The organism is Bdellovibrio bacteriovorus, from assembly GCF_001592745.1.
Lineage (GTDB): Bacteria > Bdellovibrionota > Bdellovibrionia > Bdellovibrionales > Bdellovibrionaceae > Bdellovibrio > Bdellovibrio bacteriovorus_B.
This window is the reverse complement of the sequence record NZ_LUKD01000001.1, coordinates 567,074-580,618: the sequence shown is the minus strand read 5'-3', so window position 1 is coordinate 580,618 and position 13,545 is coordinate 567,074. Positions and strand designations below refer to the sequence as shown.

General features: G+C 45.5%; 12 protein-coding genes. 10 read left to right on the top strand and 2 right to left on the bottom strand.

What is annotated here, in order from left to right:
* Positions 1–58: 58 nt before the first annotated feature.
* Complete coding sequence (locus AZI87_RS02795) at positions 59–1,912, bottom strand: hypothetical protein (protein ID WP_063204899.1); 1,854 nt, start codon at positions 1,910–1,912, stop codon at positions 59–61.
* Positions 1,913–2,123: 211 nt separating this feature from the next.
* Here AZI87_RS02795 and AZI87_RS02790 point away from each other — a divergent pair, with 211 nt between their 5' ends.
* The 6 genes from AZI87_RS02790 to proS are packed head-to-tail and all read left to right on the top strand — an operon-like array spanning position 2,124 to position 9,501.
* Positions 2,124–2,723, top strand: a complete 600-nt coding sequence (locus AZI87_RS02790; RefSeq protein ID WP_063204898.1) for a riboflavin synthase — start codon at positions 2,124–2,126, stop codon at positions 2,721–2,723.
* Positions 2,723–3,853: a 3,4-dihydroxy-2-butanone-4-phosphate synthase gene (ribB, locus tag AZI87_RS02785; RefSeq protein WP_063204897.1), complete on the top strand. Its 1,131-nt coding sequence runs from the start codon at positions 2,723–2,725 to the stop codon at positions 3,851–3,853. Before AZI87_RS02790 ends, ribB begins: the two co-directional genes overlap by 1 nt.
* Positions 3,853–4,377, top strand: a complete 525-nt coding sequence (gene ribH, locus AZI87_RS02780) for a 6,7-dimethyl-8-ribityllumazine synthase (RefSeq protein ID WP_063204896.1) — start codon at positions 3,853–3,855, stop codon at positions 4,375–4,377. Before ribB ends, ribH begins: the two co-directional genes overlap by 1 nt.
* Before the next feature lie 15 nt (positions 4,378–4,392).
* Positions 4,393–6,597 carry a sensor histidine kinase gene (locus AZI87_RS02775; RefSeq protein WP_063204895.1) on the top strand — a complete coding sequence of 735 codons (2,205 nt, stop codon included), beginning with the start codon at positions 4,393–4,395 and terminating at the stop codon, positions 6,595–6,597.
* Between the two features lie 13 nt (positions 6,598–6,610).
* The gene (locus AZI87_RS02770) at positions 6,611–7,987 is read left to right on the top strand and encodes a sigma-54-dependent transcriptional regulator (RefSeq protein ID WP_063204894.1); all 1,377 of its coding nucleotides are present in this window, start codon (positions 6,611–6,613) and stop codon (positions 7,985–7,987) included.
* A gap of 14 nt (positions 7,988–8,001) precedes the next feature.
* Entirely contained in the window at positions 8,002–9,501 is a 1,500-nt protein-coding gene (gene proS / locus AZI87_RS02765; RefSeq protein WP_063204893.1) for a proline--tRNA ligase, read from the top strand.
* Between the two features lie 51 nt (positions 9,502–9,552).
* On the opposite strand, the gene AZI87_RS02760 is transcribed toward proS, so the two are convergent.
* Positions 9,553–10,197, bottom strand: a complete 645-nt coding sequence (locus AZI87_RS02760) for a hypothetical protein (protein WP_063204892.1) — start codon at positions 10,195–10,197, stop codon at positions 9,553–9,555.
* 16 nt (positions 10,198–10,213) lie between these two features.
* On the opposite strand from AZI87_RS02760, the gene AZI87_RS02755 reads away from it, so the two are divergent.
* The 4 genes from AZI87_RS02755 (at position 10,214) to AZI87_RS02740 (ending at position 13,543) form a co-directional block, all read left to right on the top strand.
* Positions 10,214–11,167 carry a hypothetical protein gene (locus AZI87_RS02755; protein ID WP_155722485.1) on the top strand — a complete coding sequence of 318 codons (954 nt, stop codon included), beginning with the start codon at positions 10,214–10,216 and terminating at the stop codon, positions 11,165–11,167.
* A 146-nt stretch (positions 11,168–11,313) separates the two neighbouring features.
* A complete protein-coding gene (locus tag AZI87_RS02750; RefSeq protein ID WP_063204890.1) occupies positions 11,314–12,006 on the top strand; it encodes a L,D-transpeptidase in 693 nt (230 codons plus the stop codon).
* 58 nt (positions 12,007–12,064) lie between these two features.
* Positions 12,065–12,607 carry a hypothetical protein gene (locus AZI87_RS02745; RefSeq protein WP_063204889.1) on the top strand — a complete coding sequence of 181 codons (543 nt, stop codon included), beginning with the start codon at positions 12,065–12,067 and terminating at the stop codon, positions 12,605–12,607.
* Between the two features lie 84 nt (positions 12,608–12,691).
* On the top strand, positions 12,692–13,543 hold the full coding sequence (locus AZI87_RS02740; protein WP_063204888.1) for a cation:proton antiporter: 852 nt from the start codon (positions 12,692–12,694) through the stop codon (positions 13,541–13,543).
* The last annotated feature ends 2 nt before the right edge of the window (positions 13,544–13,545 follow it).

Genomic DNA, 13,545 nt, shown 5'->3' with positions numbered 1-13,545 from the left:
TAAGATTTTTAAAATAAAAAGGGAGAGTCAACGACTCTCCCTTTTTATTGTTCCGTGTTTATTGCAAACTTCTATCTGACACGAAAGACCCTCCAAGCAGAGTTAATTGCCCTGCGATAAGGACCGTCGGGCTGTAGATAACGGGAACGTATTTGTTCCAACGAAGCGTATAATTAGAGTCCATTCTTTGACCAGACATATAGCTAATATCATCAAGTTTTATTTCATTGATCATGCCGAAGCTTGTGATCACCTTTCTGTCATTATCAAAAAGCGGGCACGAAGGAGTGTTCTCAATACGAATTGTACGTCGGCCTTCTTCGTTAATTCCGTACAAATCTTCAATCGCGCAACGGATTTGCTCGCCGTTAGCAAAGCGGAAGTACAACTTGATGCCATTTAAAAATTGCGGCACGGAACTCAGTGGATTTATCGTGCTTACCCAAATGTCCTTTCCCGTATATTCCCAAGTATAAAGATATTCGTGGCGAGTGGTGTAGCTGCAACGATTTTCGATACCAACGCGTCCCGTACAATCATTCCAGGTGCGATGATTGATTAAGGTTTCTGTTTCACGCTTTCTTCTTTCCCACGTGTAAAGAGAAGGCTTGAAGTGAACTGTAGAGCCTTTTTGAGGTGTGATCCCTACGGTGTAAACGTTGAAGGGATTTGTTTTAATGTTAAGGTTTTTATTCGAGAACTCTGAAGCATTGCTGGCACCGATGGCACTGTCTTGTCCAATCGTGGTTTGTTCATCGTTGACGGGGCGAAGTTTTGAACCTAAGCGAAGAACCTTGTCCATTCGCATGTTCTCTATCTGCGACCATTGGACTTCAAATTTTTCTTCATGCTCAAACTTTTGTTGTTTTACGGTCAAGCACACCATTTTCGAGCATTTCCCTGCGGAAGCGCGGTCCGGGTTCGGCGGCATTTTTTCAAAAAAAGCGGTGATGGCATCGCTCACAATGCGCTTCATCTGATCGTTGTAGTCACCTTGGATGTGAATGTGCATTTTCATTGATTTCATCGCTTTTTCCACGGCGTATTCGACTTCCGCTTCTCCATACGGAGGGTAGGACGCCTGCAAATTGACGAAGATGGCTTCATAGACCTTTTGCTTATCAAAGCGAACGGAAAGCTCACTTACCGGTACTGGCACCATGATGGCGTAATTGACTATGACGTCCACCATGCTGGCGCGAAGAGCATCACCAAGAATATACTGCGCTACATTTTCTGGAACTTTCAGACTGACGGTGAAAGGTTTATTGATTTCACAAAAGTCCGATTCCGTTAAGTTGGGTGGAGTGACGTCATAATTGAGTCCGCCTGCCGCCACGGTGATTCTTGAGGGGCAACCCGGAAGTGCGCCGATGGCGAATTCATCTGATTTTTGTGCAGTAAAGCGGGCGACTTCTTCAAGAAGTTGGCGATAATTTTTTACGCGTAAAGATTCTGGAATCTCTTGTGTTGGACCTGAAACGTCGGCGGTGTGAACCCGGTTTGTTAAGCCATCAATCAAAGCGATATTAAAAGGAATAACAACCGAACCATCACTGTTTCTTATAAAACTATTCAGCCGAGATCCGCTATATACGAAAACCCGCGGTGACACCAGATACTGGTCTTTCACAGACTGTCCGGAAAGTTTGTAAACAGTGGCGGAGTGTTCCGGTGACACGGGAATCGGAGTCAGAGAAGAGGAGCGTTTTTTCTCTTTCAATTTTTCTATTTCGGCTTCTGATTTTACTTGTCGGGAAATTTCTCCGACCTTTTCGTTGTTCACGTAGATGTCAGAGGTCATGCTGACCGCTTTAGGTTTGGCCTCGGGAGTAGAGTCTCCCTGAGGGGCGCAAGCAGAGAGGGCTGCTAACAGAGCCGATGATAAGAGGGCGTTTTTTAAAGGGTTCATGGTTTCTCCTTTTATGAGTTTGTTTTGCGAAATCCCTCTAAAGCATTTGGCGTTCCGGATCTTGGACGGCTGTAGTGGCGTTATATTTGAGCTGACGGGAAAATCGCTTCGACTTTGTCCGAACCCTCGGACAAGGTCTGAGATCTGGGATGGATTCCTTGCCTTCCCGAGGGCAAAAGTGTAGTTTCCTGGGCATCAAACCGAGGCCCTTATGTTTTCAGGAATCGTAGAATCGGTGATGCCTATTCTGAGTTCTCAAGAACTCGATAATGCCTACCGAATTCAAGTTAAAAAACCGAGTGAATTCAATGACATAAAGCTTGGCGACAGCATCGCCTGTGACGGGGTTTGCTTGACCGTTGAAGCTTTCAATGACGAGCAAATGACCTTTGCTTTGGCGGCAGAGACTATCAAAGTTCTTAACTGGAATCCGGAAAGCTGGATTGGCAAAAAAGTGAACTTAGAAAGATCCCTGCGTTTTGGTGATCGTATTCACGGCCACCTTGTTACTGGGCACGTAGATAGTTTGGGTGAGGTTCTTCGTTCTGATCTTGAAGGCGAATCCCTGTTCATTGATGTGAAGGTGAAAGACAGCATTCTTCCGTTTGTTTGGAAGAAGGGCAGCATCACTTTGAATGGGGTCAGTCTGACGGTGAACGAATTGAAAGACAATATCGTGTCGGTGTGTTTGATTCCTGAAACTATCAAACGCACGAATTTAGGCGAAATAAAAAAAGGTTCTTCAGTGAACGTCGAGCCCGACTACATGGCTCGTGCGATTCAGCGCTCTCTTGAAGTAAGGAAAGACTAATGTCATTTAATACAATCCCTGAAATCATCGAAGACATTCGTAATGGAAAAATGGTCATCCTTGTCGATGATGAAGATCGCGAAAACGAAGGAGATCTGATTCTAGCAACGGATCACGTCACGACTCAGGCCGTGAATTTCATGATTACTGAAGCCCGCGGTCTTGTGTGTTTAACGGTGACGGCTCAGCAGATCGAACGTTTGCAACTTCCTTTGATGGTACGCGACGACATGAACTTTGCGCCGAACAAAACTGCGTTCACGGTGAGTATCGAGGCCTCTGAAGGAATCTCGACCGGTATTTCAGCGGCGGACCGCGCTCACACTCTTCGTGTGGCGGCGAACCCTCACGCAAAACCTTCCGACATTCATATGCCGGGACATATTTTCCCTATTCGTGCTCAGCAAGGCGGTGTTCTAAAGCGCGCCGGTCACACAGAGGCCAGCGTGGACTTAGCTCGTTTAGCGGGATTGAATCCAGCAGCGGTGATTTGTGAAGTCATGAATCCAGATGGCAGCATGGCTCGCGTCGGTGATCTTAAAGAGTTCGCGAAAAAGCATAATCTGAAAATTGGAACCATCGTTGATTTGATTGCGTATCGTTTGGCCAATGAAACTTTGGTCGAAGAACTTGCAAGCGTTGATTTGCCAGCCTCTTTCGGTGAGGGTTTAAAAGCTCGTGTCTTCAGAAGTACCGTGGATGGACTTGAGCACTTGGTGATCCAAAAAGGTGAAATCACACCTGAGACTGAAACTTTGGTGCGTGTTCATGTCGATAATTTCACTCGTGACTTCATGGCGGTCTTACAAAGAGGCGCCTCCACAGTTCTTGAAAGTATAAAGCTCATCAATGAGCAAAGCTCGGGCGCTTTTGTCTTGCTTCGTGGAAACAACCGCACGCAAGGTCTTGTGCAAGAATTGAATGTTCTTGTTGGTATGGAGGATGTTCGTCCTTCAACGCCGCTGATGGATGAACGTGATTATGGCATCGGTGCGCAAATTTTGCGCGAAATCGGTGCACACAAGATTCGACTTTTGACGAACAAGCCAGAAAAGAAAGTCGGCCTGAAAGCTTTCGGAATTGAAATTGTAGAAATCGTAGCTATTGAAAATGTAAAGGGGCACAAGTAATGGGACTTAAAGTTGGAGTAGTAACAGCTCGTTTTAATAATGAAATCACTGAAAAACTGGAAGAGGGAGCGATCTCTTACTTAGAGTCTTGCGAAGGTGTTGAGATTTTCGCGGCTTTGGTTCCAGGGGCGGTAGAGCTTCCCTTAGCTTGCCAAGCTTTCCTTGATGCAGGCTGTGACGGCGTTATTGCTTTGGGGGCGGTGATCCGTGGTGAAACTTCTCACTACGATTATGTTTGCAACTCTGTGACTGATGGTATCACTCGTTTGATGCTTGATTACAAAAAACCAATCGGTTTTGGCGTGTTGACGACGGAAAATGAAGAGCAGGCTTTGGCTCGCGCTGGCGGCGCTCACGGAAATAAAGGTGAAGAAGCGGCTCAAGTTGTTATGGAAATGATCGGTTTGACTCAAGAGATTCCTGCGACTTTGAAAACAGCAGCGATGATGGCCAAACCTAAGGCGGCGAAGTCCTCGAAAGCCGCATCAAAAACACAAAAAAAGAAGAAAAAAGCAAAAAAGTAATCTAGCATAGGGGTGATGGAAAACACCCCTGTAAACGACGATTTTTTGCCTCCTGGTCCTCAGGAATTTAAGAAACGACGCCGCGAGATCTTTTTAGTTCTTTTGGTGTCGTTTTTATTTGGTCTTCTGACGTGGTTTGAAATTCGTCTTTTCGCCACCAGCCAACAGCTTCCGTTTGTTCACAGTATCTTTTTCTTCGGTCTTGTAAACTTCAACATCATCTTGTTGTTACTTCTTCTGTTCATGATCTTCCGCAACGTTGTGAAGGTTTTCGTCGAAAGACAGGGGAAGGTTTTCGGTAGCAGCCTAAAAGCCAAATTGATCGCCGCCTTCGTGGCGTTTAGTTTTGTTCCGACCGTCTTGATGTTCATCATCTCGGTCTTTTATATCAATTCGAGTTTTGATAAGTGGTTCAGTGCAAAGATGGCGGGCGTTTTAAAAAGCTCCATCGAAGTCACGAACGCTTATTACTTTAATGCGAAGAAAGACAATTACCACTTCGCTCACAAGATCGCAGACTCTATTCGCACGGTTAAAAATCCGAACGAGATCAAAAGGCGCATTGAAAACTTGCGTGAAGAATTCAGTTTGGATGCCGTGGAATACTATCCTTCATTGTTCGGTAAGCGTGTAGTTTCTGCGGCCGAAGATGATACTGTCCCAAACGTGCCGGCGGTGTCTTTGGAGTTCTTGCAAAAAGGTATTAAGCTTCAGGCCGAAGCCAGTATCATTCACCAGTTCGGCGACGGGAACTTGGTGCGCGTGATTGTGCCTGTGCAAGAAGGTTCAGAAAAAGGAGCGATCGTCGTCTCTAGTTTCTTGCCATTGTCGTTGATTTCCAAGATGAATGACATCTCGACGGCTTATGACGAATTCCGAGATATCAATCCGCTGGAATATCCTTTGAAGTCGATCTACCTTTATATCTTGGTTTTGATGACCTTTGTGATCCTGCTTGCCGCAACCTGGTTTGGATTCTATCTGGCAAAACAACTTTCTATTCCGATCGTGCAACTAGGTCGTGCCACTCGCCGAGTTGCCGGGGGCGATTACACACCTTTGCAAATTCAGGCTGGCTCTGAAGAAATCAATGACTTGATTTCAAGCTTTAATCAGATGACCGTAACCCTGGAAAAGACGCTGGAGGAGCTAGATCAGCACGCGCGCTACACAGATACAGTTTTAAAGAACGTCAGCGCGGGTGTTATCTCCGTTGATGAACACGGTGTTGTTACAACAATCAATCGTCATGCGGCTCATCTTTTGAAGATTGATCCTGAAAAATACATTGGGAAGTCTGTGCGTGATCTTTTAACGTTGGAATACTTCCGCACTTTCGCTGAATTGCAGAAGACCATGGCTGATCACAAAGTCGAAAGTATTCAAAAGGAGCTTCGCCTGAACGTGCAAGGGGAGGCCTTGCCTCTTTTGATGACTCTTTCGATTTTGAAGGATGAAAAAGGCCACGAGATGGGCAAGATCTTGGTGTTTGACGATTTGACTCCGATTGCCAATGCCCAACGCGCGGCTGCTTGGACGGAAGTGGCCCGTCGTATCGCGCATGAAATTAAAAATCCACTGACCCCTATCAAACTTTCCGCGGAGCGCCTGCAAAGAAAGTTCGGCGCTTCAATCACGGATCCGGCATTCAGTGAATGTACGACGATGATTGTAAAACAGGTGGATGGATTGAAGAACCTGGTGAATGAGTTTAGTAATTTTGCGCGTCTGCCGCAAGCACGTCCGGTGGTGGCTAACCTGAATAGCGTGGTTGAAGAATCTTTAGGGCTTTATCGACAAGCTCATGGGAACGTGAAATTTGTTTTCTCGAAAGACACTGACCTCCCAGACTTTAAATTTGACCCCGATCAGATCAAACGAGTGATCGTCAATTTGGTCGATAACTCGGTTTCCGCTGTTGCAAAAGAGCCACAGGCCACAGTGGAAATCGTGACTCGATACGACAAGGACATCAAAACCGTGCGTTTGACGGTGTCAGACAATGGTGAAGGTATTCCTGCGGCAGATCGAAGTCGCATTTTTGAGCCATACTACTCTACAAAAGAAGGCGGAACTGGGCTAGGCTTAGCCATTGTGAAAAGGATCATCGAAGATCATAATGGATTCATTCGTGCGACAGCCAATGAACCCAAAGGGGTCAAGATGGTGATCGAAATGCCAGTCAATGAAGTAGGTGCTTGGAAACCTGCTGGCGAGTAGAAAGAGGTCTTAGATGACAGCTCAAAATACAAAAATTCTGATTATTGATGACGAGGCTCCGATTCGTGATGTGCTTTCGGCTTCTTTGAAAGACGAAGGCTATCAAGTTTTTCTAGCTCACGATGGAGAGTCTGGACTGAAAGCTATTCGTGAAATTCAACCTGATATCGTCTTTCAAGATATCTGGATGCCAGGCAAGTACGATGGTATCGAAGTGCTGACGATGGCTCGTAAAGAATTCCCTCAGTTGGAGTTCGTGATGATCTCGGGTCACGGAACTATTGAAACTGCGGTGAAATCGACGAAGTTAGGCGCTTGGGACTTTATCGAAAAGCCGTTGTCCATGGATAAAATCCTGATCGTGATTTCAAACATTCTTAGTTACCAACAACAAAAAGAAGAAAAAGCGTTGTTGTTAAATAAACTCCGCAAGTCCATCGCGCTTATCGGTGAAGCGGCTTCCATCATGCAGACGAAACAAATCATCGCGCGTGTAGCACCGACAAACTCTTGGGTGTTGATTCAAGGCGAGGCGGGCACGGGTAAAGAGCTTGTTGCGCAAAATGTGCACTACATGAGTGCGCGCGCCAGCCGTCCGTTTGTTGAAATCAACTGTGGTGGTATTCCGGAAGACCTTCTCGATTCAGAAATTTTCGGTATCGAAAAAGGCGCTATGCCGGGCGTAGACCGAGTTAAAAAAGGCAAACTCGATCTCGCCCAAGGTGGAACGCTTTACATCGCAGAGATCTGCGAGATGAACAAAGAATGTCAGGCGAAACTTTTAAAATATCTTGATGAAAAGAAATACTCCCGCGTTGGTGGTAACGAACTGATCGAAAATGATGTTCGTGTCATTGCTGCTTCTTCTAAAGATCTCGAGAAAGAGGTTAAGGAGGGGCGCTTCCGCGAAGATCTATATTATCGTCTGAACGTTATTCCTTTCCGCATTCCTGCACTTCGTGAGCACATGGAAGACATCCCTGTGTTGGTGTCTTATTTCTCTGACAACGTGTCGCGCGAAAGCGGTTATCCGAAAAAAGTTTTTTCTGAAAAAGCGATTGAAAAAATGATTGCTTATACTTGGCCAGGGAACGTGCGCGAACTGAAAAACTTTATCGAGCGCGTTTATATTTTGACTCCAGGTGAATTCGTCGACGTGCATGACTTGCGTTTTGCAGGCCTTATCGACAAAGACGACGAAAAAGCGGTAGAGATGCAGGATCTTTCCACATTCCGTGAAGCCCGCGCTCAGTTTGAAAAAGATTATCTGCTTCGTAAGATTTCTGAAAATAGCGGAAACATCAGTAAGACAGCAGAAGTCATTGGTCTTGAAAGAAGTTATCTTCACAGAAAGATCAAAGCCTACGGTATTGATACTAAAGACAATTAAGAAAGAGAAGACAGATGGCAGATACAGCGATTGTTCCTACACGAGCACAAAATTATCCTGAGTGGTACCAACAGGTGATCACAGCAGCGGACATGGCGGAAAACTCTCCGGTCCGTGGTTGTATGGTGATCAAACCTTGGGGCTATGCTGTTTGGGAAAACATGCAGGCTGTTTTAGACCGTATGTTCAAAGACACGGGACACGTGAATGCTTATTTCCCTCTGTTGATACCTTTGAGCTTCCTGGAAAAGGAAGCGGCTCACGTTGAAGGTTTCGCGAAAGAGTGCGCAGTGGTCACTCATCACCGCCTGAAAGGTGATGGCACTGGCAAATTGGTTCCCGACGGAGAACTTGAAGAGCCTCTGATCATTCGTCCTACTTCTGAAACTATCATCGGGCACCAATTCGCAAAATGGGTGAAGTCTTATCGCGATCTTCCTATCTTGGTGAACCAATGGTGTAACGTGATGAGATGGGAAATGCGCACGCGCATGTTCTTAAGAACAGCGGAATTCTTATGGCAAGAAGGTCATACTGTTCATGCCACGGCGAAAGAGGCACAAGAAGAGACTCTGCAAATGTTGGATGTCTATGCAGAGTTTGCTGAAAAGTACATGGCGATGCCGGTGATTAAAGGTATGAAAACGCCGGATGAAAGATTCCCGGGAGCGGTGGACACTTACACCATCGAAGCTTTGATGCAAGATCGCAAAGCACTTCAAGCAGGGACTTCACATTTCTTGGGTCAAAACTTTGCTAAGGCTTCTGAGATTAAATACCTCAGCGCGGAAGGCAAAGAAGAGTTCGCATGGACAACATCCTGGGGCGTTTCAACTCGTCTTATCGGTGGTTTGATCATGACCCACAGTGATGACAACGGCTTTGTGGCTCCGCCAAAAATTGCCCCTCTTCACGTGGTGATTATTCCTATCTATCGCAATGACGAAGAAAAAGCCCAAGTTCTTGAGTATGTTCAAACTTTGTCCAAAGAACTTAAGCAACAAAACTTCTCTGGATCTTCAGTGCGCGTGAAAATTGATGATCGCGATATGCGTGGCGGAGAAAAAGCATGGCAGTACATCAAGCAAGGTGTTCCTGTGCGTGTAGAAGTCGGACCACGGGATATGGCTAAAGGCGAGGTCTTCGTCGGTCGCCGTGATCGTGGCCCTAAAGAAAAAGCTTCGCAAACGAAGGCGGATTTTGTCGCAAATATCGGAAATCTTCTTCAAGAAATCCAAGATGGGCTTTTTGAAAGAGCAAAGAAATTTCGTGACGACAACATCAAGCGCATCACTTCATTGAACGATTTTGAAAAGTATTTCTCGGGCGATGAAGCATCGGCTCCAGGATTTGCAATGGTGCCATGGTGTGAAGAAGGCATGGGGCATGAATTGTTGGCAAAACTTAAAGTGACACCAAGATGTGCGCCTTTGCAGCAGGAAGGGGTGACAGGAAACTGCATCTTCTCTGGTAAACCAGCGACGAAATGGGTCCTGTTCGCGAAGTCTTACTAGATATTTTATATTTGCTAGATAACAAAGCCTCAGCCTCAAAGCTGGGGCTTTTTATTTTAGAATATCTATATCCTCGCGGGGTGTGTTTTGCCCCTGGAAGAAATAGCGTATGACAATCATCAAGCCGTATTGATCTGAAAATTCGTCGTGTTTTTTTGTTAAAGCCCAGGAGTAACGGCCTTCCGTAGTGAGGGCATAACGTCCACGGGACCAGAGCTCGGCCTGCAAACCAAAATCCAAACCTGTTTCAGCGTTTTCTTGGGCGTACGTTGTCACGGGATTTCCGGGAAATGTATTATAGATTTTTTCCGAATCTCCAAGAGGGTAGGATGTATAAAGGGACATCACCGCACTGAATCTTTCCCCAAACCAGCGGCGATAACCGGCGGCAGCGTGCACCACTTGAGTTTCTTCAATAACGACATAACCATCGTCGCGACCTACGAATTGTTTGTTCATGAAAGTCGTTGTGAACTCAAGACTGCCTCGATCATTCACATCTCCGATAATGACCCAATTTACTCCTGTTTTATATCCTGGCTCTGAACCTTCTCCGTCATAATTGGTGCGAAAAAAGTAGGGACCAATCGATGTGTGGACGTTGCCTCTTTGGGGAATATAAGCTTCAGAGTTTTCATTGAAAGAAAACAACAAAATAAAGGACAAGATACTAAGAATTAGTTTACAGTGGTCCATGTAGGGAGATTAAATTTTGAGCGAGAAAATACAATCAAAATCTTCAGGCAAAAGGAACTTCACGTCGTGGAAGGCCTTTTTATGTCTTGGATTTTTGCTGTATGCGCCTTCAAGTCTCGGGGCCTATGAAACTGTCGAAGAGACCATCATTCGGCAGAACGTCAATGTATCCGAGTGGCTAGATAGCGTGGCCGACGGTTTGGACGTGTTTTTGGCGGGAGAACGGTACACACAGCGTCCGAATAAAACCATCGTCACCCTAGAATCTTCGGGTTATTACACCGAGCTCGACGGCACCTCGGGCGCCTTCAACTTTAATATCGATCTTCGTCTTCCGAACGTGGAAGAGTACTGGCAGCTGACCTTTACCAGTTATGATGAAAACGAAGAAAGAGATGCAAAAACCAAGTATCTTCGTACGGAGCCACGTGAAAGAAATTACGGGGCCTCGTTAAGCCTTTTTAAAAGAATGGGTGATATTAGAACATCATTTCAGCCGCGTATCACTTTTGAGGGAACCCCTGCGATATCGCACTCTTTGAAATTTGAAACTATCGTTGAAGAAAAATCCTATCGTATTAATCCAGAGCTTGAGTTCTATGCGACCCCAGGCAAAGGGGCCGGAATCTTTGAGGCGCTGAATTTCAACTGGCCCTTGAGTGCGAAGTACTCAGTTACTTTGATTAACGAAGGAGACTACCAAAGTCGTCCGCATATTTTTACGGTCACGAATGGTTTGTCTTTAGGACAAAGTTTTTCTAAGAGTCGTTCTTTGTCGTATGCCATTTTCGTCACATCATCAAATCGTCCTAACTATCAGTTAGCAGGTTATAACTTTTCAGTGACATGGCGACATATCGTTTTAAATCGTATCCTTGATTACGACATCATTCCCAATATCGATTTTGTCCGAGAGACTAACTTCGTTAGAAACCCTGGCGTCACCGTGAACGTGAATCTGCATTTTTAGTCGCTGCCTTTGCGGACATCCTTCGTACGCCCTCGTCAAAAGTTTATTCAGACAAACTAGATAATATCGTCTTGAGCCCCCCTTCATCGCGAGAGTAGCGTTGAGTCCGGTCTTTTTACGACTCAGAAAAATATGAAGGAGACACCATGAAGAAATATCTTTTGCCGCTCTTGTTGTTGCTATCGCTGAACGCCCAGGCACAAGAGTCCTTAGAACCTCAACCCCTAGATGACTTGATGTCACCCGATGAAATCGCTGAAGAAAGCGGTTTTCCGCGCACGGAAATTCCCATCGTCGTTAAATCTATCGATGATATCGCGCGCACCGAATCCATGGATATTTTTCGTGAGTTTCGCGTTATCTTAATCATTAATAAAAAAGCCGCAGGAGTCGGTGCCCAGCGCATGCGCGTATACCTGAACGGATTTTTAACTTATGATTGGCTGGTCTCGACAGGACGAGAGCGATGGGAAACGGCTAAAAGTGGTCGCACCTATTTCTCCGTGACTCCTACCGGATATTTTTATCCTTACATGCTGAATAAAGATCATTATTCAGAAACTTGGAAAACTCCGATGCCTTATGCCGTCTTTTTTAATGGTGGAATCGCCGTGCACGCTACGACTCCGGGACTTTATAAGCAGTTGGGATCCCGCGCGTCGGGAGGCTGTGTCCGTCTTCAACACGAAAATGCCGCTTTTATCTTTAATCGCATCCAAACCGAAGGACGTGGCCTGGTACCCGTGATCAACCGAAATGGCACCGTTTCTCGAGATCGTCGTGGAAACGTCATCCGTCGGGTGAACTATCGTACTCTGATCATCGTCGAAGATCGCTAATCGCGTTTCAATAGAGGTGTGGCTTGTCAGGCTATCGTCTTTGCGATAGAAATTCTGCATGAGCCATTCCCTCAAAGATGAATTTAGCCAATACAAAGACCTTTCTATCGAGGGAGCTTCTTTTCTCGCAGATTTAGAAAAAACCATCGCTCAGGATCTTTGGCAAAGTGCCGGTGGTCATTGGAGCCTAGAATCAACCAAAAATTTTCGAAAGCTAGCCATGCAAAAGCTTGCGGCAGAGGTGCAAGGGCCTTCTCGCAGTGACTTTCAAAGTGCATGGATTTCGGTCATTCGTGATTTCCATAAAAATCAGTGGGGCGAACAAAGGTTACTTAAAAAAGAAAAGAAGCCTGAAACCAAAGAAGACAAAATTTTTTGGGAACTCTTCTCTTATATTTGGATTTTACTGCAGGCAACCTTGGTCACAAAAACCGCCGTCTTTTATTTCGGTATCAAGTCAGCTGAAGAAGACACGACAGAGGGACGCATTTATGTGCTTCTTGCTATTGCCTTTTCCTTTATTTCTTTAGGGGTATTTGCTTATCGCAAATCAAAAAAAAAGAAAGACCCCAAGGACGATGGTTCGTCTTCGGCCATGTAGTTGCGCATGGTAGTTGAACTCAAAATGAGAAAACGAAAACTGTCTTCCTGTATCGTGAAAAACCATCGCTGAAGCGAGGATGCTTTGAAGCTTTTATTATGGATTGTCATTGGAATATGTCTGGGTCCTGGTGTCTTGAATCTGACCCTTCCTACGGGGTTCAACACAGCGGCTCAGTTTTTCGGTGCACTTTTTCTTTTTTTAGCGGGGTGGGAGCTTCAGTTCTTTCATCTCTTTAAAGAGGCCCGATTTTACTCCATCACTTTCATCGGTACTTTTTTAGTGCCATTTTTAACAGGTTACCTTCTTTTCGAAAAAAGCTTTTTCGTCGCCACGGCGTTTGCAATATCGGCATTACCGGTGGCGATACAGCTTTTGAAAGAAAAAAAGTTGTACAACACTTTGCTGGCAAGAAGAGTCATTACTCTGGCCAGTCTGTGTGATGTGTTGGCGTGGATTATTCTGGCATTTCTATTGCCTAAAAAAGATGTTACGGGCTGGCTGCTCAGCCATTGGGTAGTTCTCTCATTTTTTCTGGGCATCTTCTTTGGCCGTCTTAAATCATTCCCCCCCAAAAAATCATTAGCTTTCTTGCAGATGGGAATTTGTGCTCCCGTGTTCTTTATTGTCTTGGGATGGAGTTTAAACTTCTTTGCCTTATTCGAGTTCAAGACGTTCCTACTTATTTTTGCTGCGGCAGTGACATCAAAGTATCTGGGTTCTTATGTGGCGGCTCGATGTGCCGGCGCCTCCCATGCGGAAGCTTTCAACTTAAGCTCTCTTCTAAATGCTCGTGGGGCCATGGAGATACTGGCTGCGTCTTACGCGTACAAAGCCCAAATTATTTCTGCGGAAGTTTTTGCGGCATTGGTATTGTTGGGAATCGCAACAGCTTTGCTTGCAATTCCGACGGTGAAGTCGGCTCCGCATTCGTAAAT

Coding starts and splice junctions, on each gene's coding strand:
- AZI87_RS02795 (WP_063204899.1), bottom strand. CDS start 1,912: ATGAACCCTTTAAAAAACGCCCTCTTATCATCGGCTCTGTTAGCAGCC.
- AZI87_RS02790 (WP_063204898.1), top strand. CDS start 2,124: ATGTTTTCAGGAATCGTAGAATCGGTGATGCCTATTCTGAGTTCTCAA.
- ribB (WP_063204897.1), top strand. CDS start 2,723: ATGTCATTTAATACAATCCCTGAAATCATCGAAGACATTCGTAATGGA.
- ribH (WP_063204896.1), top strand. CDS start 3,853: ATGGGACTTAAAGTTGGAGTAGTAACAGCTCGTTTTAATAATGAAATC.
- AZI87_RS02775 (WP_063204895.1), top strand. CDS start 4,393: ATGGAAAACACCCCTGTAAACGACGATTTTTTGCCTCCTGGTCCTCAG.
- AZI87_RS02770 (WP_063204894.1), top strand. CDS start 6,611: ATGACAGCTCAAAATACAAAAATTCTGATTATTGATGACGAGGCTCCG.
- proS (WP_063204893.1), top strand. CDS start 8,002: ATGGCAGATACAGCGATTGTTCCTACACGAGCACAAAATTATCCTGAG.
- AZI87_RS02760 (WP_063204892.1), bottom strand. CDS start 10,197: ATGGACCACTGTAAACTAATTCTTAGTATCTTGTCCTTTATTTTGTTG.
- AZI87_RS02750 (WP_063204890.1), top strand. CDS start 11,314: ATGAAGAAATATCTTTTGCCGCTCTTGTTGTTGCTATCGCTGAACGCC.
- AZI87_RS02745 (WP_063204889.1), top strand. CDS start 12,065: ATGAGCCATTCCCTCAAAGATGAATTTAGCCAATACAAAGACCTTTCT.